We start from the raw sequence: 18160 nt of genomic DNA, 5'->3' as shown, positions 1-18160 counted from the left end.
GACAGTCTCTCCCTATTCCGTGACCGGCTGGACCGCCGACTCCGCTTTTCGCTTGAGGAACTTCGGCTGCCAGTTCGCCCCGAGGACGACTTTTGCGATCGCGGGGAGAACGAGCAGCGTCAGGATGGTCGCCGCGATGAGACCGCCGATGACGGTCGTCGCGAGAGGCTTCTGCACCTCGGCACCCGTGCCGGTCGCGATCGCCATCGGCACGAAGCCGATCGCGGGCACGAAGCCGGTCATGATCACCGCACGCATCTTCTCGGTCATGCCCTCGCGGATTGCCTCCGTGAGCGGGACATCATTCTCGAGCCGTTCGCGGATCGCCGTCATGACGACGAGACCGTTGAGCACCGCGACGCCGGCAAGGCAGATGAAGCCCACCGCCGCCGACACCGAGAAGTTGATGCCCGTAAGCGCGAGAGTGAACACCCCGCCCGCGAGCCCAAGCGGCACGGCGAGGAACACGGCGGTCGCGCGCCCGAACGTGCCGAGCGCCATGTAAAGCAGGATGAAGATGCCCGCGAAGCAGAGCGGCACCACGATCGAGAGCCGCTGCGATGCGGCCTGCAGACTTTCGAACTGCCCGCCCCATTCGAGGTAATAGCCCGCCGGAAGCTTCACATTGGCGATCTTCGCCTGCGCTTCGGCCACGAAGGATCCCGCATCGCGGCCTTCGAGGTTCACCTGCACGACGACGCGCCGCTTGCCATTTTCGCGGCTGATCTGGTTGAGCCCTTCGGTCAGCCGGATCTGCGCCACCTGGGCGAGCGGTATCTGTCCGCGATTGCCGCCCTCGGAGGGCAGCAACACGGGCAGCGCGCGGATGTCGTCGAGATTGACCCGGGTCGCGTCGGGGACGCGAACCGTGATGTCGAAGCGCCTGTCGCCCTCATAGAGCAGGCCGGATTCCCGCCCGCCGAGCGCCGCCGACACCGTATCGGCAACCTCCTGTACCGAGAGACCGTAGCGCGCGATCGCATTGCGATCGAGCTTCACGTCGAGCGTCGGAGCGCCGCCCACTTGGTCGGCCTTGACGCTGCCCGCACCCGGTATGCCCTGGAGCACGCGCACCATCTCGTTCGCCGCGAGCGACATCTTGTCGAGGTCGTCCCCGTAGAGCTTGATGGCCACGTCGCCGCGAACGCCCGCGATCAGTTCGTTGAAACGAAGCTGGATCGGCTGGCTGACTTCATAAAGCTGGCCGAGCTGGCCGCCAGCGGCTTTCTCGATACGCTCGACGACATCGGCCTTCGAATCGACACCTGCCGGCCACTGATCCTGGGGTTTCAGGATCACGAAACCGTCGGAGATGTTCGGCGGCATCGGGTCGGTCGCCACCTCGGCCGTACCCGTCTTCGAAAACATCAGCTCGACTTCGGGCAGGCTCGAGATCGCCGTCTCGACGTTGCGCTGCATGACCAGAGACTGTTCGAGGCTCACCGAAGGCACGCGCGTCGAGGCAAGCGCCATATTCTTCTCGTCGAGCTGCGGAATGAATTCCGAGCCGAGCAGTCCGAACGCCGGGATCGCAAGGACGAAGAAGGCAAAGCCGCCGGCGATGAAAGCCCACGGCTTGGCGAGCGCCTTGTCGAGCAAGGGCAGGTAGCGCTCCTTCGACTTGCGGATCGCCCAGACTTCCTTCTCGGCAACCTTGCCGCGAATCATCAGCGCGACAAGCGCCGGAACCAGGGTGATCGCGAGAATGAAGGCCGCAACGAGCGCGAGCATGATGGTGATGGCCATCGGCGAGAAGGTCTTCCCCTCGACGCCCGTAAACATCAGCAACGGCGCGAAGGCCAGTAGGATGATCGCCTGGCCGAAGACGGTCGGTTTGATCATCTCCTGGCTCGCGCGCATCGTCTCCTCGAGACGTTCGCGAAGGTTGAGCAATCTCCCTTCATGCTCCTGCCGGTGCGCCAGTCTGGCGAGGCAGTTTTCGATGATGATCACCGCCCCGTCGACGATCAGACCGAAGTCGAGCGCGCCGAGGCTCATCAGGTTACCGGGGACCCGGAAGGCGTTCATGCCCATCGCCATCATCAGGAAGGAGAAGGGAATGACGAGCACCGCGATGATCGCGGCGCGCCAGTTGCCGAGCAGGAAGAAGAGCGCGGCCGCTACGAGCAGCGCGCCTTCGGTGAGGTTCTTTTCAACCGTGCCGACGGTTGCGTTCACGAGCTTGGCGCGGTCGAGTACCACCTTCACTTCGACGCCGGGCGGCAGGGTCTTCGACACCTGCGCGATCTTCGCCGAAACATCCTCCGCAACAGTGCGGCTATTCTGCCCGATCAGCATGAGCACGGTCCCGATGACCGCCTCCTTGCCGTTCATGCTGCCCGCACCGGTTCTGAGGTCGCCGCCGATCTTCACATTGGCGAGCTGTCCAACCGTCACGGGCACGCCGCCGCGCGTCGCGACGACGGCGTTGCGGATTTCGTCGACCGAGCGGACGCGTGCATCGACGCGCACGAGATAGGCCTCGCCTGCCCGGTTATAGTAGTTGGCACCGACCGCGAGGTTGGCGCGTTCAAGGGCTTCGCCCAGTTCGCTATAGGAAATGCCGTAGCTGGTGAGGCGGGTCGGATCGGGTTCGACCACGAAGGTCTTGGCATAGCCGCCGATCGAGTCGACGCCGGCGACGCCGCCGACCGACTTCAATTGCGGGCTGACGATCCAGTCCTGGACCGTGCGAAGATAGCCCGATTTGGCGATCTCGTCGGTGAGGATATCGCCCTCGGGGGTCAGATAGCTGCCGTCGGGTTGCCAACCTGGTTGGCCCGCGACCTTCTTGGCGCCCTTCCCGTCGGGATTTTTGTAGCCGACGGTGTACATGACGACCTCGCCGAGACCCGTCGTGACGGGACCGATCTGCGGCTGGGCCCCGTCGGGAAGATTCTCGCCCGCCTGGAGAAGCCGTTCGCCCACCTGCTGGCGCGCGAAATAGAGGTCGGTTTCATCGGTGAAGATTGCCGTCACCTGGCTGAAGCCGTTGCGCGAGATCGAGCGTGTCGTCTCGAGCCCCGGAATGCCGGCGAGCGAGATTTCGATCGGATAGGTTACGAGCTTCTCGATTTCGACCGGCGAGAGACGCGGATCGATCGTGTTGATTTGCACCTGCTTGTTGGTGATGTCGGGAACCGCGTCGATCGGCAGCTTGGTGAGCTGCCATACGCCGAGTCCCGCGATCACGAGGAAGAGAAAGAGTACCGCCCAGCGCGCGCGGACGGATAGCGCCATCAGTTTCGCGATCACGGTTTATTCCTCCTCGCCCGCGCCCTTGCCGAGTTCGGCCTTGAGCAGGAATGCGTTCTTGGTCGCGACGATCTGGCCCGGCTTCAGCCCGGCGAGGATTTCGACACGGCCCGCGCTGCGCTGGCCGACGGTCACCTGCTGCGCGCGGAAGCCGTCCTTCGTGCGGACGAACACCACGTCGCGGCCTTCGAGCGTCTGGAGGGCTTCGTCCGCGATCACGATACGGGCCGGCCCACCGGTTTCGGCGCCGCGGCTCGGAAGCAGCCGCACCCGGACCGCCAAGCCCGGCTGGAGCGCCCCGGGTACGTCGAGCACGGCGGTTGCCGAGCGCGTGTCGCCCGACAGGCCGGGCGTGACGGCGCGCACGCGGGCATCGATCGTCCGTCCGTCGGGAAGTTCGATGATCGCACGGTCTCCGGGCGAGAGCCGCTGGGCATCGGCCGGACCGACGGCGGCCTCGATCTGCACCTTGCTGGGATCGGCAACGCGGAACAATTCGGTTTCGGGCTGAACGAAGGCGCCAAGGCTGGCGTTCTCGGCCGTGATCCGTCCCGAGATCGGGCTTGCCACGATGACGCTGCTGCCATCGCGCGTGACCTGCGCGGCGCTCGCTGCGGCACGCGCGCGCTGCGCTTCGGCCGCGGCGGCCGCGGCTTCGGCTTGCGCCTGCTCATAGTCGACGCGCGCCGACACCTTCTGGTCGAACAGGGTCTTCTCGCGGTGGAGATTTTTCTGCGCGAGCGTCGAGCGCGCATCGGCGGCAATCCGTTCGGCCGCAATCTGGGCGGCGTCGCGGCTTTGCACGATCGCGATCGTCTCACCGGCGCTGACCGGATCGCCGAGCCGCTTGAAGAGACGGGTGACCGCGCCGCCCGCGCGGGCGGTGACGATCGCCTCGCCGCTCGGCGCGGCGGTAACGGTCGCTTGCGAGATGATTTCCGAACCGAGTCCGCCGGCGCCGATCGTCTCGACGCCGATCTCGGCGGCCTTGATCGCTTCGGGCGTGATGGCGAGGCTGCTCGGAAGGGCTTCGCTCGCCGCTTCCTTTTCGCCTTCGGCAGCCGGCGCGGCGGCCGGGTCGGCGGTGCAGCGTGCAACGCCGAAGCCCGTGACGGCAGCGAGTATCATGGCGCCCGCGACAGTGCCGAGGAGACGCTTGTCCTTGGTGATCATATTCTATCTCCGCTGTTGATGCGGTTCGCGCGCCGACCGGCGGCGCACCCCTGTTGACTTGGAAGGACGATGGCGAAGGCGCCTCCGTCCACTGGAAGGCTCGGCGCGCTCATGGCTGATGATCCGCATCGCCGTCGGCGGCTGCCTGGCGCGATAGGATGGCGCGGGCTTCGGCCCGGGCCTGGCGCGCCGCGATCAGTTCGGCCTGCGTTGCCGCATAGGCCTGCTGCGCGTCGATATATTCGACGAGCGAGGACTTGCCGGCGCGGTAGCTGAGTTCGGCGAGCCGGACACCTTCGCGCGCCTGCTCGATGCCGCTACCCTCAAGCGCCGCGAGGCGGGCCTCTGCGGCTTCGAGTTCGGCCTGCGCATTGGCGATCTCCGCCTGAGCATTGACCACTGCATTCTCGCGCCGCGCAATGGCGGCGGCGACATCGGATTTGGCTGCCGAGATGTTGCCGCGGTTGCGGTCGAAGACGGGGAGCGGCACGGAAACATTGGCGATCAATGCGCGATCGCCGGTGTCGCGAAGCTGACGCACCCCGAAGCCGACCGACGGATCGAGCCGGCCATCGGCGCGCTGCCCCTGGAGCCGCGCTTCAGCAATCAGCTTCTCGGTTTCTGCCAAGCGAACGTCGAGCGTCGCGAGCGAGTCCACCGTCTCCGGTGCCACCCACATATCGCCTTCCATCAACTCGGCAGGCGGGACCGAGCTTCCAAGGAGCGCCGCGAGCGAACGCCGGGCGGTCCTTTCTTCGGCCTCGGCCGTGCGTAGCTCGGCGGTGGCCTGAACGAGAGCCGCATTGGCGCGGAACGCACGGAGCGGCGGCTCGTTGCCGGTATCGACCATGGCCTGTGCCACGCGGACGAGTTCGCGGGCACGCGCTTCATTTTCGCGTGCGAGCGCGAGGCTATCGCGGGCCGCGAGAGCGGTCGCGAACTGGTTGCGGACATCGAGCGCAAGATCTGCGCGTGCAATCTCCAACTTGTACTTCGCGGCCAGAAACTCGGCGTCGGCGAGCGTCATGCGCGACCGGCGCCGGCCCCCGATATCGAGACGCTGATTGACCGACACGGTCGTTTCGAGACCGTTCAGGCCCGAGTAGGGGCCGGTGCCTGCGAAATTCTCGACATCGACATTGAGCGTCGGATTGTAGCGATAGCCCGCCTGACGCTGGCGACCGCGAGCGGCCTCCACTTCGGCTTCGGCGGCAACCACGCGCGGCGAGCGCGCGTCGGCTTCCTCCATCGCCTGCGCGAGGGACAATCGAGCGGGAAGCGGGCCGGTACGCACGGCCTCGCCTGCGGAAGAAGGCGGTCCCACCAGCTCCGTCGCTGCCGACTGGGCAGCGGCGGGCGCGGAATTTGAGCCTGCAACGAGCGCCACGAGACTCGCGGCGACAACTATGGATTTCATGAAAAGGAGACTCCTGACGTTTCCAGGGAGAAGCGCACGCGAAGGGCACGCGCAGACCTAGAGCGTCAGGCGATTGGAGGGCGGAACGTCCCGATATAGGCGACGGGCGGCAAGGCGGCCGTCAGGATGCGCGTATGCGCTTCAGGGGCAGGCGTTTCGGTCGCTGCCGACAGCGATTCCGCCGGGACGCCCGAATGGTGACCGTGGCAGCCATGAGCGGCGGCAGGCACCTGCTGCTTTTCGCCGGGAGAGGATTTTTTCTTGTCGACTTCGGCGCCTTCGATCGCCGGTGCGGGAACGCAGCCGGCTTCGATCACAGCAACGAAAAGGCTCGCCTCGGCCCGATCCTCGGTCGCATGTGCGAGCGACCCCGCAACCGTTCCGGATGCAAGGAGAAGGGTCAGGAGGAAGAGGATCACCCGTCGCATTGAAACCGGCCCCTAGCATCGAAACGGCGCGGTGAAAAGTAGAAGATTTTCAATCAACTTCGGCGGCACTCTTCGAACCCCCGAACCGGCTCCGTAATTTTATCTCATGGAGGTAAGAGAGCAGTGCACCTTGCCCCTCTATAGTTGCAGATGCGCCTCAAGAAACAGGATATCGGCCGAACAATCACGCGTTAAGCACAATAATTCTACAATTGTCTTTCACTCTTATTTCTATCGCTTCGCTATTGGCCCCCGCCTCCTTTGTTCGGGACGACATTCGAGCGATATGCTTCCCGTGAGACGAGGGGGTAAATCGGACGCAGAGCGGCACAGCGTCCTGCCGGAACATCAGGGCTTGACCCTGTATCTACTACAGGGTGCAAGAGCCTGCCCTGCACAAAAAAGGGGGAAAGAGGATGGTGCCGCCGACAGTAAATCCCGTGAGCATGGCCGTCATCGAGCCGCTGCTGCGCGAGCAATATCGCCTGTTTTGCGAATCACGCCGAATCGGAGATGAAGCCGCTGCGTGGCAGGCGCTGGAATGGGAACATATATTGAGCCAGCCCTATATGGGCGCGCATCTCGCCTCCCACTGGCACATGTTTCGCTATGCGATCGAGCTCGGCGATGCCCGTGAAGCTACCGGTCAGGCAATGCGGTTCCTGCTCGTCCCGCTCGGTTCGCTGACCGGCCGCCTCCCCGCAGGGAATAATGGTCGCGCGCGGGTGAGCGCCTTCGAGCCGATGCCGATGCCGCAGGCCCTCGAAGCGCTGATCGAAACGGCCCGGTCGACGGAGAGCCGCGCTGCGCGAACCGATTGATCCGGTTTTGGACTTCCGGAACGGGTCATTCGCTGTTAGGGGCGCGACCATGTCCGGCGCTACCCTTCGCCTGTTGCTTGTGTTCATCCTGCTGCTCAGCGGGCTCCACAATGCTGCGCCGGCGATGGCGGGCATGACGCACCATGCGACGGATTCGCATCTTTCGCACCATGTCGAGCCGGGCCATGCGTCGGACAAGGACACGCAAAAAGGTCAGCAGGACGCCGACCTCCACGGCAGTCACCATAATTGCCCGGTCGCATCCGATCAGGCCCTTTCGGGTCATGACGATCTGTCCTGTTTTTCCGGCGGCCTGCACTTTGCGTTGCCCGCGACGCGCCTCGCTTCGCGCGCGCTCGCACCGCCCCTGAACCCTCCCCTCGCCTGAACGCCGCCTGCCGCGCGGCCCCTTTTCGGCCTGCGCTCAGTCGAATCGTTCAGGAGTGATCATTCATGCATATCCATATGCGCGCCGCCCTGTTGGCCGGGGCTGCGCTGCTGGCGGGGTCCGTTTGGGCCCAGCCGCTAACGCTCGACCAGGCGGTCGAGCGGGCCATCGCTGCATCGCCCGAGCTTAGAGCGGGCGAAGCGGGGGTCGACGCCGCGCGCGCCGACCAGCTGCAAGCCCGCGTCCGTCCCAATCCGACCGTGTCGGTCGACATGGACAATGGCGTCGGGACGGGCGGCTATGGCCTGTTCCGGCAATCGGAACTCACCGTCACCTATTCGCAGCCGCTCGAACGCGGGGGCAAGCGCGAGGCGCGAATGGCGCTTGCCGAGCGCGGTGTCGTTCTCGCCGAGGCGCAGTGGCGGCTCGTCCGGCTCGACATCGCCCAGGAAGTGCAGCGCGCCTATATCGACGTCCAGATCGCCGAGCAGATGGTCTGGATCGCAGAGGATCGCGTCAAACTTGAAAAGGAGATGCGGACCGAAGCGATCAGGCGCGTGCGCGGCTACAAGGATCCGCTCTTCGTCGAGACGCGCGCCGATGCCCGCATTCTCGAAGCCGAACTGGCCCTGAAGGAAGCCCAGGCGAAGCGGCAGTCCGCACGCGCATTGCTCACCTCCTTCTGGGGCGGCACGCCTGACAGCCTCGTTATCGCCGAGGGGATCGAGAAACCCGATCCGCGCGATCCGCCGCTCGCCGAAGCCGACGCGGCGGTCTTCGACGCCGCCGTCGACCGGGCCCGCGCGCAGGTCGTCGTCGAGCAGAGCCGTGCGCACCAAGACTATACGGTCTCGGGCGGCACGCGCTTTCTTCGCGAGACCAATGATGTCGCCGTTCTTGGCGGCATCTCGATCCCGCTCGGACGGTTCGACCGCAACCAGGGCAATATCGCCCGGGCGCAGGCCGAACGGCGGCAGCTCGAGTTCCAATCCGAAGCGAGCCGGCTCGAGCGGCTGCGGCGCCTCGCGTCGCTGCGCGCCGATGCCGACGCCGCACGCGTCCGGGCCGAGGGCATCATGAACGACGTCTATCCCAAGGCGGTGAAGACGCTCGGCCAGGTGCGCGAAGGCTATGCCCGCGGCGGGTTCCTGTTCGCCGACGTACAGGATGCCGCCGACGTCATCATCCAGATCCAGGGTCAGTGGGCCGAGGCCATGACACGCTACCGCGATTTGCTCGCGGAGATCGATCGCCTGACCGGCCGCTTCGATGCGGCTCCCCTTGCGGAGAATATTCCATGAAGAAGTTTCCATTTCCCGCCGCGGCTGCGGCGCTGTTCCTTGCTGTGCCTCTCGCTGCCTGCGGTGGCGGAGCCGAGGGCGAAGACAAGCATGAAGAAGGCGAAAGCCACGCTGAGGGCGAAGGCGAGGAAGATGCCAAAGGCCCGAACGGTGGCAAATTGCTCAAGAATGGCGATTTCGCGGTCGAGGTCATAATCTTCGAGAATGGCACCGAGCCGCAATTCCGCGTTTTCGCAACGCGGGACGGCAAACCGGTCGACCCGAAGGATGTCCAGCTCGCCATCACCCTCACGCGGCTTGGCGGCGACGTCGATCGCTTCACCTTCCGCCCGCAGGGCAAATTCCTCGCAGGGCAAGGTGTCGTCACCGAACCGCACAGCTTCGACGTCGAGGTTGTCGCGGTGACGGGCGGCAAGCGGCACGTTTGGAAATATGCGAACCCCGAAGGGCGCACGCGGATCGGGGCTGACGCCGCCAAGGCCGGAGGCATCGAAACCGCGGTCGTCGGACCGGCGACGGTGGGCGAAATGCGCGAACTCTACGGCACCGTCCAACTGTCGCCGACCGCCCGCTCCGAAATTCGCGGCCAGTTCCCCGGCCGCGTCGTCTCGGTGACCAAGGCGGTGGGCGACAGCGTCCGCCGTGGGGAACTGCTCGCGCGCATCGAGTCGAGCGAGAGCCTCCAGGTCTATCCGGTATATGCGACGGTCGGCGGCGTGATCGCCGAGCGCAACGCCAACCCCGGCGACGTCACCGACGGGCGCGCACTCTATGTGGTCACCGACCCGGCGCAGACCACGGTCGTCTTCAACATCTTCCCCCGCGACCTCGCGATCATACGTCCGGGCATGCGGGTGACGGTGGAGACGCAGGACGGCGCCGAAATCGCGACCGCGCCGCTCGGGCAGTTCCTGCCCGACGGCAATGTCGAGGCGGGCACTGCGCTCATCCGCGCGACCATCCCGAACCGCTCGGGAACGCTCCGCCCTGGCATGGCCTTGCGCGGCCGCGTGATGGTCAACCCCGTCACCGTGCCGCTTGCCGTGCGCACCGAGGCGATCCAGCCCTTCCGCGACTTCAAGGTGGTCTATGCCAATTTCGGGCAGGACTATGAGGTCCGGATGCTGAAGCTCGGCCGTTCGTCGCCCGAATGGACCGAGGTCCTGTCGGGCATCAAGCCCGGCACCGCCTATGTCACCAAGGGCAGTTTCCTCGTTCGCGCCGACATCGAAAAGTCCGGCGCGGGCCACGACCATTGATCGGGGAGCAGGATAACATGCTAGCCAGAACCATAGGCTTTTCGATCCGGCAACGATGGCTCGTCCTCGCGGTGGTCGCGCTCCTCTGCGCGATCGGCGCGTGGAGCGCGACCAAATTGCCCATCGACGCCGTTCCCGACATCACCAACGTCCAGGTCCAGATCAACACCAAGGCGGAAGGCTATTCGCCGCTCGAGTCCGAGCAGCGCATCACCTATCCGATCGAGACCGCGATCGCGGGCATCCCGAACCTCAACTATACCAGGTCGATCTCGCGCTATGGCCTGAGCCAGGTCACTGTCGTCTTCGAGGACGGGACCGACATCTATTTCGCGCGCCAGCAGGTCAACGAGCGGCTCCAGGCCGCGCGCGGCCAGCTTCCGCCCGGGATGGAGCCCGAAATGGGCCCGATCTCGACGGGCCTCGGCGAAATCTTCATGTTCTCGATCGAGGCCGAACCGGGCGCGCGAAAACCCGACGGCACGCCTTATACGGCGGAAGACCTCCGGACGATGTCCGATTGGGTCATCCGGCCGCAGATGCGCACGATTCCGGGGGTCGCCGAGATCAACACGATCGGCGGCTATGCCCGCCAATATCATGTGACACCCAACCCGGCCTCGCTCGCCTCGCTCAATCTCTCGCTCAACGATGTCGTCACCGCACTCGAGGCCAATAATGCCAACCGCGGGGCCGGTTATGTCGAGCGCAGCGGCGAACAGATTCTGATCCGCGTGCCGGGTCAGGCCAATAATGAGCGTGACCTGTCGCAGATCATCGTCACCACCCGCGGCGGGGTTCCGATCCGGATCGCCGACGTCGCCGATGTCGCGATCGGCTCGGGGCTCCGCACAGGCGCCGCAACCGAAAATGGCAAGGAAGTCGTCCTCGCGACGGTCTCGATGCTGATCGGCGAGAATCCGCGCGTGGTGGCGCAGGCCTCGGCCGAACGCCTCGTCGAAGCCTCGCGTGCGTTGCCGAAGGGTGTCGTTGCCAAGCCGCTCTACGATCGCACCGCGCTCGTCGAGCGGACGATTTCGACGGTGCAGAAGAATCTCGCCGAGGGCGCGCTGCTCGTCATCGTGATCCTGTTCCTGCTGCTCGGCAATTTCCGGGCCGCGCTGATCACGGCGGCGGTCATTCCGGTCGCGATGCTGATGACGCTGACGGGCATGCTCCAGACGCGGACATCGGCAAACCTCATGAGCCTCGGGGCGCTCGACTTCGGCCTCATCGTCGACGGGGCCGTCATCATCGTCGAGAACTGCCTCCGCCGGCTCGGCGAGGCTCAGCACAGGCTCGGACGCCTGCTCGACCGCGACGAGCGCTTCGGCCTAGTCGCTTCCGCAAGCGCAGAAGTGATCAAGCCGAGCATCTTCGGCATTATTATCATCACCGCAGTCTATCTGCCGATCTTCGCGCTCGAGGGCGTCGAGGGCAAAACCTTCCATCCGATGGCGATCACCGTCGTCCTCGCGCTTACCGCCGCTCTGCTGCTGTCGCTCACCCTGGTTCCGGCCGCGGTGGCGCTGTTCGTGACCGGCAAGGTCGAAGAAAAGGAAAATTGGCTGATGCGCGGGCTCGGCAAGGGCTACCGCCCGATGCTCGACCGCGTCCTCAATTGGCCGAAGGCTGCGCTGGCTGGTGCTTTGGCGCTTGTCGCGCTGAGCGGCGTGGCGGCGACCAGTCTCGGGTCCGAGTTCATCCCGGACCTCGACGAAGGCGATATCGCGATGCACGCGATGCGCATTCCGGGGACGAGCCTCACCCAGTCGATCGCGATGCAGGAGGCGCTGGAGAAGAGGATCAGGCAGTTCCCCGAAGTCGAGCGGGTGTTCGCGAAGATCGGCACTCCCGAGGTAGCGACCGATCCGATGCCCCCGTCGGTCGCCGATAATTTCATCATGCTCAAGGACCGGAAGGAATGGCCCAATCCGAGAAAGACGCGCGACCAGCTCGTTGCCGAACTCAACAAGGCGGCGAACGAGGTGCCAGGGAACAATTATGAGTTCACCCAGCCGGTGAAGATGCGCATGAACGAGCTGATCGCCGGCGTTCGCGCCGACGTGGCGATCAAGTTGTTCGGCGACGACCTCGATCAATTGCTCGAATCGGGGCAGGCGATCGAGGAAGTCGCGGGCGGGATTGCGGGCGCGCAGGACGTGAAGCTCGAACAGGTCACCGGCCTGCCGATGCTCTCGGTCACGCCCGATCGCGACAAGCTCGCGCGCTACGGTGTCAGCATGGAAACGGTGCAGGATGCGGTTTCGACAGCGACCGGCGGCCGTCAGGCCGGCGAGCTTTTCGAGGGTGACCGCCGCTTCGACGTCATCGTCCGGCTTCCCGAGGCCATTCGCACCGATCTCGCGTCGCTCGGCAATCTCCCCGTTGCACTTCCGGCCGGCGGCTTCGTGCCGCTTTCGGAGCTGGCGGAGATATCGCTCGCGGCGGGGCCGAACCAGATCAGCCGCGAAAATGGCAAGCGCCGCGCGGTGATCACGGCGAATGTTCGTGGGCGCGATCTGGGCTCGTTCATCGACGAGCTCACGCAAAAGGTCGAAGCTGAGGTCGTGCTGCCCGATGGTTACTACATCGAATATGGCGGCACATTCGAGCAGCTTCAGTCCGCGACCGAGCGCCTCCAGATCGTCGTGCCGCTGGTGCTGCTGCTGATCTTCGGGCTGCTGTTCATGCTGTTCGGCACGGTGCGCGATGCTGCGATCGTCTTCTCGGGCGTGCCTCTGGCGCTGACGGGCGGGGTCGCGGCGCTGGCGCTGCGCGACATTCCGTTATCGATCTCGGCGGGCGTCGGCTTCATCGCTTTGTCCGGGGTCGCGGTGCTGAACGGCGTGGTGATGCTATCCTTCATCAAGGATCTGCGCGAACGCGGAAAAGCGCTCGTCGAGGCGATCCGCGAAGGCGCGCTGACCCGCCTCAGACCGGTGATGATGACGGCGCTGGTGGCGTCGCTCGGGTTCGTACCGATGGCGCTCAATGTCGGGGCTGGGTCCGAGGTGCAGCGGCCGCTGGCAACTGTCGTCATCGGCGGGATCATCTCGTCGACGATCCTGACTTTGCTCGTGCTGCCGGCCCTGTACCTCCTGGTCCATCGACGGACCGCGAAGGCCGAAGAGGAAGAGCTGGCGCGCCCGAGCAGCGTCCCCAGCCCCGAAGGCTGAGACACTCCCGGATGGCCGCCATTCCCCCCTGTCGGCGGCAACCGAGAGTGCTGACTGGGGCGGAACCCAAGCGGGTTCCGCCTCCTTTTAGGGATGGTGAGGATTGAGGAGCTTGCAATGAATGAAAAAGCATCCGGGAGCGAACGCGAAAAGCGAACGCTCCAGATCGTTCTCGTCCTGAACTCGGCTATCGCGATCGCCTTCCTCGTAACCGGCGGGCTCGGCGATTCGAGCGCGCTCATCGCCAATGGGCTCGACAATCTGTCCGACGCCGCGGTCTATGCCTTGAGCCTCGTTGCGCTCAGCCACGGCCTGAAATGGAAAACCCGTGCTGCCACGGCATCGGGTGTCATGCTGCTGGTCTTCGCGGCCGGCGTCCTGTTCGATGTAGGACGGCGCTATTTCGAAGGCAGCGAACCGATCGGTCCGACAATGATGATCATGTCGGCCGTCGCTGCGGTGGTGAACTATGCTTGTCTGAAGCTCTTGCAGCGCATTCAGGATCCGGACGTCAACCTCAGAGCCGCGACAACCTTCAGCTACAACGACTTCATCTCGAACGGCGGCATCCTGATCGCGGGTGTCCTCGTCTGGTGGCTCGGTACGAACTGGCCGGACCTTCTGGTTGGATTTGCGACTGCGCTGATCGCGATCAAGGGCGGCATCGAAATCCTTCGCGACGCCCGCCAAGAGGCCAAACAGCAGAAAGATTAGAGCATGTGAGGCGTGTCGGATCGGCGGAAGAATGTTCGGACCTCTGCGAACAACGTCGCCGATCCTGCCCTAGAGGCACCCGACAGCTCGCTCCCATCATATTACGTCCTTATTACGCGAGGCAAAAATCGAGCCCACGTAACGACGCGTATTACGCCGCCATTCGGCGTAAGTGTCTGAAATTGTTAGGAAAACTGGAGCGGGCGAAGGGATTCGAACCCTCGACCCCAACCTTGGCAAGGTTGTGCTCTACCCCTGAGCTACGCCCGCTCTGGCGGCTGGAAACGGGTGGCTCCCAGCGGGTGAGGCGGGCGATTAGCACCGGCTTTCGGAGTCGGCAAGCCTTGTTTGCGATTTTCTGCATAGGGTTGGCATATCGCGGCCAAATCCCACATAAGCGGGATGAGAGCGGGCCGGTGCCGGACCCAACATACCAACAGGAGCAGTATCCCCGTGGCCACTTTGGGTCTGAGCGCACAAGAAAAGGAAGCCGTCGAAGCCTTCCGCCGCGACGTCGTCGAGCCGTCGATGACCAGCCTCGTCATTCTCGATTTCTGGGCCGAATGGTGCGGGCCGTGCAAGCAGCTGACCCCGATCCTGGAAAAAGTCGCCGCCGACTATGCCGACAAGGGCGTCGTGCTGGCGAAGATCGACGTCGATGCGAATCGCTTCATCGCGGGCCAGTTCCAGGTCCAGTCGATCCCGACCGTCTATGCGATCTTCCAGGGCCAGCCGGTCGCGAACCTGACCAATGCGCGCAGCGAAAGCCAGATCAAGGCGATGCTCGACCAGCTGCTCGCGCAGCTGCCGATCGAGAGCGCGGCGAGTGCGCGCGCGGTCGAAATCGCACCGCTGATCGAGATGGGCGAGGGCGTGCTCGCCGAGGGCGACGGCGAACGTGCCGCTAGCATCTTCGGCCAGATCCTCGACATCGCGCCCGACAATGCCGCGGCGCAGGGCGGGCTGATCCGCGCGCTGGTGCTCGCGGGCGACCTCGAGAGCGCGCGGGGGTTGCTCGACATGATTCCGGCCGAGATCGCCGACGATCCCGCAATCGCGCAGGCGAAGAGCGCCTTCGCGCTCGCCGCCGACGCCCCCGACGCGGGCGAGCTGGCGGCGTTCGAGGCCGCGGTAGCGGCGAACCCCGACGATCATCAGGCGCGCTTCGACCTCGCGGCGGCGCAGATCGGCGCAGGGCGGCGCGATGCCGCGGCCGACAATCTGCTCCACATCGTCGCCGCCGACCGCGAATGGCAGGAGGGCGCCGCGCGCGCCAAATTGCTCGCGCTGTTCGAGGCCGTGGGCCTCGAGGACCCGTGGGTCGCGGCGCAGCGCCGCCGCCTGTCGCTGATTCTCTTCGGCTGATGGGCGAGACTGCGCCCCTGACCATTCAGCGGATCGCGATCTTTCCGTTGCCCGGCGCATTGCTGTTTCCCGGGCTGCACCTGCCGCTGCATATTTTCGAGCCGCGCTATTCGGCGATGGTGCAGGAGGTGCTGGTGCGCGACCGCCAGATCGGGATGATCCAGCCGCGCCTGCTGGCGGGTGAGGAAATGCGCGAGCCGCCCGCGCTTTACGATATCGGCTGCGTCGGCAAGATCGTCGATGTCGAGGCGCTCGACGAAGGGCGCTTCAACCTGGTGCTCGAGGGCGTCGCGCGCTTTCGCATCCGCCGCGAGCTCGACGTCACCACCCCCTTTCGCCAGGTCGAGGCCGAGATCGAGAGCGCGGACGAAGACGCCGTGCTCGCGAGCATCGAGCGCGCGAGCCTCGAGCGCGAGGCGAAGCGCTTTGCCGAAAGGCAGGGCTATGTCGTCGACTGGAACGCGGTTGGCCAGCTCGATGATGCGACGCTCGTCAACGGCATCGCGCAGGTCGCGCCGTTCGACGGCGCGGCGAAGCAGGCGCTGCTCGAATGCGACACGATCGACGCGCGCGCCGAGCTGGTCGTGCAGATGATGCAATTCTTCGGCCGGATGAGCGGCGACGACGGGCGCTCCACGCTGCAATAATCAGGCGTCGATACGCAGCGCGATGTCGGCGAAGGCGCGCCTGACGATATGGCGGTGGCTTTCGCAGAGCCGACCCGCGGGTTCGACCGCGGTCAGGTGGCGGCGCACGAGCGAGCGCTGCGCCGCGAGCTTGGCCTTGCCCCTTTGCCATTCGCCGTCGCGCCGCCGCGCCCAGTCGTCGGCGAGCCGGTCAGCTAGGCGCCCGGCGAGATAGTCCGATGCACGCTCCTCCGCCGCGAGCTCGGCATCGGGATCGACGAGCCGGTCGAGGATCGCCGGATCGTCGAGCGACAATGTTTCGGCAGCAAGCCGGTGCGGCGCGCGGCGCTGGTCGCCATGCAGGCGATGGCGCAGCGCCTGCAATTCGGCGCGGATCTGCCAGTTCATATGCGTGGTGAAGGCGGCGCGGCGCGGGTCATAGCTTTGCGCCGCGCGGTGGAGCGCGATCGCGCAGGCCTGTTCGCCATCCTCGAACGCCGAAGCCAGCCCGTAGCGGCGGATGAAATAGCGGATGCGCGGGGCGGCAGAAACGGCGAGGCGCGCGAAAGCGCGGTCGGCCTGCGCGCGGCGGCGCGGCGAGGGTTCGGCATCGCTTGCGGTGCGCGCGGCGATCCAGTCCATCACCGCCTGTTCGAGGGCGTCGCTGTTCGCCGACATGGTCCCGGCTCCTGCTGCGCGGCGGTCTTGCCGCACCGAACAGGCTATGGGGTCATGGTTAGCGGGCGCGCGCCACCGCCCTAGGTAGAAATACCTAGACTTCGGCGCCCGCGAGCAGGCGCGGCAGGTCGCCGGCCTCGCCGCGCGCCTCGTCCATGAAGAAGCGCTTGAGCATCGGCAGCTGCTGTACCGCGCCGAGCCCCGCGCGGCGGACCGCCGAGGCGGTGCGGCCGGGGATGCCGAACAGCCGGGTGAGCCCGTCGGTCGCGAGGCTGACCATCAGGCTGTCGAGCCCCCGCCAGCGCTGGTAGCGCGCGAGCAGCGCCGCATCGCCGAGGTCGAGGCCGAGACGGGCGCCCTCGACGAGCACTTCGGTTAATGCCGCGACGTCGCGGAGGCCGAGGTTCAGCCCCTGCCCCGCGATCGGGTGGATGCCGTGCGCCGCGTCGCCGACGAGCACGAGCCGCTCGGCGACGATCGACGCGCTGTGGTGGAAGCCCAAGGGATAGGTCATCCGCGGCGCGACGAGCTCCATCGTGCCGAGCAGGTCGCCGGCGCGCTTTTCGAGTTCGGCGGTGAAGCCACGGTCGCCGAGCTTGGCGAAGCCGGGGCCGTCCCTTTCCGAGACGGTCCAGACGAAGGCCGACCGGTGGCGCCCCTCGGCATCGTCGACGAGCGGGAGCAGGGCGAAGGGCCCCGAGGGGAAGAAGATTTCGTGCGCGACGCGATCGTGCGATTTGCTGTGCGCCACCGCGCCGATCATCGCGTGATGATGGTAGGACCAGTTGGCGATGCTGAAGCCCGCGGCGTCGCGCGTCGGCGAACGGCGACCCTCGGCGACGATCAGCAACGGCGCTGCAAGCTGCGTGCCGTCGGCGAGCGTCAGCGTCACGCCATGCGGGCCGATCTGGCGGTCGGCCACTTGCGCGGGCATGATCAGCTTCGCGAGCGGCGCGTCGGCGAGGGCATCGCGCAGAACAAGCCGTAATCGGCGGTTCTCGATCATCGTGCCGAGCGCCGGATCGCCCTCGCCGGTCTCGAAATCGAGCTCGCCCGATTGGCCGCCGTCGCTGACCTTGATCGCGCGGATCGGGCAGCCGTGGCCCGCGAGGCGATCGGCGAGGCCTAGCACCTCGAACATCTGCCAGGTCGCGCTGGCGATCGCCGAGGCGCGGCCGTCGAAACCCGGCGCGATCGTCGCGACCGGATCGGCGGGATCGACAGTGATGCTGGACAGCCCGTGGTGCGCGAGCGCAAGCGCCAGCGTCTGCCCGACGAGCCCGCCGCCGGAAATGATCACGTCGCTGCGCTGGATGTCGGTCATGCGTTCTCGTCCTAGACGGCTATGCGGTTCTTGAAAAGCGGCGTGGCGGGGGCCGCGAGGCCGGTTCCTTTTTTGTTTCGCGCAAAGACGCAAAGACACGAAGATGTCGCGCTGGCCGCGAAGCGGCTTCCCACTCAAACGTTGCGCCATCCGCACCGTGCGAGGCATGAGGGGCCTAGCGGCCCAATCTTCTTCTTCGTGTCTTTGCGTCTTTGCGCGAAACTCTTTTATA

The 18160-nt window shown here is 65.8% G+C and carries 14 protein-coding genes and 1 tRNA gene; 8 read left to right on the top strand and 7 right to left on the bottom strand.

Features of this window, described 5'->3' with window-relative positions; translation table 11 throughout:
- Window positions 1-12: 12 nt before the first annotated feature.
- The 4 genes from ATE62_RS00580 to ATE62_RS00565 form a co-directional block, all read right to left on the bottom strand.
- Window positions 13-3255 carry an efflux RND transporter permease subunit gene (locus ATE62_RS00580; RefSeq protein WP_003046495.1) on the bottom strand — a complete coding sequence of 1081 codons (3243 nt, stop codon included), beginning with the start codon at window positions 3253-3255 and terminating at the stop codon, window positions 13-15.
- Between the two features lie 3 nt (window positions 3256-3258).
- Window positions 3259-4428, bottom strand: coding sequence for an efflux RND transporter periplasmic adaptor subunit (locus tag ATE62_RS00575; protein ID WP_003046498.1), 1170 nt, complete (start codon window positions 4426-4428; stop codon window positions 3259-3261).
- Between the two features lie 109 nt (window positions 4429-4537).
- Window positions 4538-5845 carry a TolC family protein gene (locus ATE62_RS00570; RefSeq protein ID WP_037553274.1) on the bottom strand — a complete coding sequence of 436 codons (1308 nt, stop codon included), beginning with the start codon at window positions 5843-5845 and terminating at the stop codon, window positions 4538-4540.
- Window positions 5846-5910: 65 nt separating this feature from the next.
- On the bottom strand, window positions 5911-6162 hold the full coding sequence (locus ATE62_RS00565) for a hypothetical protein (protein WP_058818405.1): 252 nt from the start codon (window positions 6160-6162) through the stop codon (window positions 5911-5913).
- A 557-nt stretch (window positions 6163-6719) separates the two neighbouring features.
- Here ATE62_RS00565 and ATE62_RS00560 point away from each other — a divergent pair.
- The 6 genes from ATE62_RS00560 (at window position 6720) to ATE62_RS00535 (ending at window position 13935) form a co-directional block, all read left to right on the top strand.
- Complete coding sequence (locus ATE62_RS00560) at window positions 6720-7094, top strand: DUF3703 domain-containing protein (protein ID WP_037553271.1); 375 nt, start codon at window positions 6720-6722, stop codon at window positions 7092-7094.
- Window positions 7095-7143: 49 nt separating this feature from the next.
- Window positions 7144-7482 carry a hypothetical protein gene (locus ATE62_RS00555; RefSeq protein WP_003046510.1) on the top strand — a complete coding sequence of 113 codons (339 nt, stop codon included), beginning with the start codon at window positions 7144-7146 and terminating at the stop codon, window positions 7480-7482.
- Between the two features lie 65 nt (window positions 7483-7547).
- On the top strand, window positions 7548-8783 hold the full coding sequence (locus tag ATE62_RS00550) for a TolC family protein (RefSeq protein WP_003046513.1): 1236 nt from the start codon (window positions 7548-7550) through the stop codon (window positions 8781-8783).
- Window positions 8780-10042, top strand: coding sequence for an efflux RND transporter periplasmic adaptor subunit (locus ATE62_RS00545; RefSeq protein ID WP_003046516.1), 1263 nt, complete (start codon window positions 8780-8782; stop codon window positions 10040-10042). Before ATE62_RS00550 ends, ATE62_RS00545 begins: the two co-directional genes overlap by 4 nt.
- A 17-nt stretch (window positions 10043-10059) precedes the next feature.
- Window positions 10060-13221, top strand: coding sequence for an efflux RND transporter permease subunit (locus tag ATE62_RS00540; protein ID WP_037553392.1), 3162 nt, complete (start codon window positions 10060-10062; stop codon window positions 13219-13221).
- Window positions 13222-13338: 117 nt separating this feature from the next.
- A complete protein-coding gene (locus ATE62_RS00535; protein ID WP_003046522.1) occupies window positions 13339-13935 on the top strand; it encodes a cation transporter in 597 nt (198 codons plus the stop codon).
- 195 nt (window positions 13936-14130) lie between these two features.
- Here ATE62_RS00535 and ATE62_RS00530 read toward each other — a convergent pair.
- Window positions 14131-14205, bottom strand: a tRNA-Gly gene (locus tag ATE62_RS00530).
- A 183-nt stretch (window positions 14206-14388) separates the two neighbouring features.
- On the opposite strand from ATE62_RS00530, the gene ATE62_RS00525 reads away from it, so the two are divergent.
- Both ATE62_RS00525 and ATE62_RS00520 read left to right on the top strand, forming a co-directional pair.
- Window positions 14389-15300, top strand: coding sequence for a tetratricopeptide repeat protein (locus ATE62_RS00525; protein ID WP_058806633.1), 912 nt, complete (start codon window positions 14389-14391; stop codon window positions 15298-15300).
- On the top strand, window positions 15300-15947 hold the full coding sequence (locus tag ATE62_RS00520; protein WP_058806634.1) for an LON peptidase substrate-binding domain-containing protein: 648 nt from the start codon (window positions 15300-15302) through the stop codon (window positions 15945-15947). The genes ATE62_RS00525 and ATE62_RS00520 overlap by 1 nt, the downstream gene beginning before the upstream one ends.
- Here the strand turns inward: ATE62_RS00520 and ATE62_RS00515 are convergent, their stop codons facing one another.
- Window positions 15948-16604, bottom strand: a complete 657-nt coding sequence (locus ATE62_RS00515) for a sigma factor (protein WP_058806635.1) — start codon at window positions 16602-16604, stop codon at window positions 15948-15950.
- A gap of 94 nt (window positions 16605-16698) precedes the next feature.
- Window positions 16699-17928: an FAD-dependent monooxygenase gene (locus ATE62_RS00510; RefSeq protein ID WP_058806636.1), complete on the bottom strand. Its 1230-nt coding sequence runs from the start codon at window positions 17926-17928 to the stop codon at window positions 16699-16701.
- Between the last annotated feature and the right edge of the window lie 232 nt (window positions 17929-18160).

It is taken from the genome of Sphingopyxis sp. HIX (assembly GCF_001468285.1).
Lineage (GTDB): Bacteria > Pseudomonadota > Alphaproteobacteria > Sphingomonadales > Sphingomonadaceae > Sphingopyxis.
This window is presented reverse-complemented; position numbering and strand designations above follow the sequence as displayed.

Coding starts and splice junctions, on each gene's coding strand:
- ATE62_RS00575 (WP_003046498.1), bottom strand. CDS start 4,428: ATGATCACCAAGGACAAGCGTCTCCTCGGCACTGTCGCGGGCGCCATG.
- ATE62_RS00570 (WP_037553274.1), bottom strand. CDS start 5,845: ATGAAATCCATAGTTGTCGCCGCGAGTCTCGTGGCGCTCGTTGCAGGC.
- ATE62_RS00560 (WP_037553271.1), top strand. CDS start 6,720: ATGGCCGTCATCGAGCCGCTGCTGCGCGAGCAATATCGCCTGTTTTGC.
- ATE62_RS00555 (WP_003046510.1), top strand. CDS start 7,144: ATGTCCGGCGCTACCCTTCGCCTGTTGCTTGTGTTCATCCTGCTGCTC.
- ATE62_RS00550 (WP_003046513.1), top strand. CDS start 7,548: ATGCATATCCATATGCGCGCCGCCCTGTTGGCCGGGGCTGCGCTGCTG.
- ATE62_RS00545 (WP_003046516.1), top strand. CDS start 8,780: ATGAAGAAGTTTCCATTTCCCGCCGCGGCTGCGGCGCTGTTCCTTGCT.
- ATE62_RS00540 (WP_037553392.1), top strand. CDS start 10,060: ATGCTAGCCAGAACCATAGGCTTTTCGATCCGGCAACGATGGCTCGTC.
- ATE62_RS00535 (WP_003046522.1), top strand. CDS start 13,339: ATGAATGAAAAAGCATCCGGGAGCGAACGCGAAAAGCGAACGCTCCAG.
- ATE62_RS00520 (WP_058806634.1), top strand. CDS start 15,300: ATGGGCGAGACTGCGCCCCTGACCATTCAGCGGATCGCGATCTTTCCG.
- ATE62_RS00515 (WP_058806635.1), bottom strand. CDS start 16,604: ATGTCGGCGAACAGCGACGCCCTCGAACAGGCGGTGATGGACTGGATC.
- ATE62_RS00510 (WP_058806636.1), bottom strand. CDS start 17,928: ATGACCGACATCCAGCGCAGCGACGTGATCATTTCCGGCGGCGGGCTC.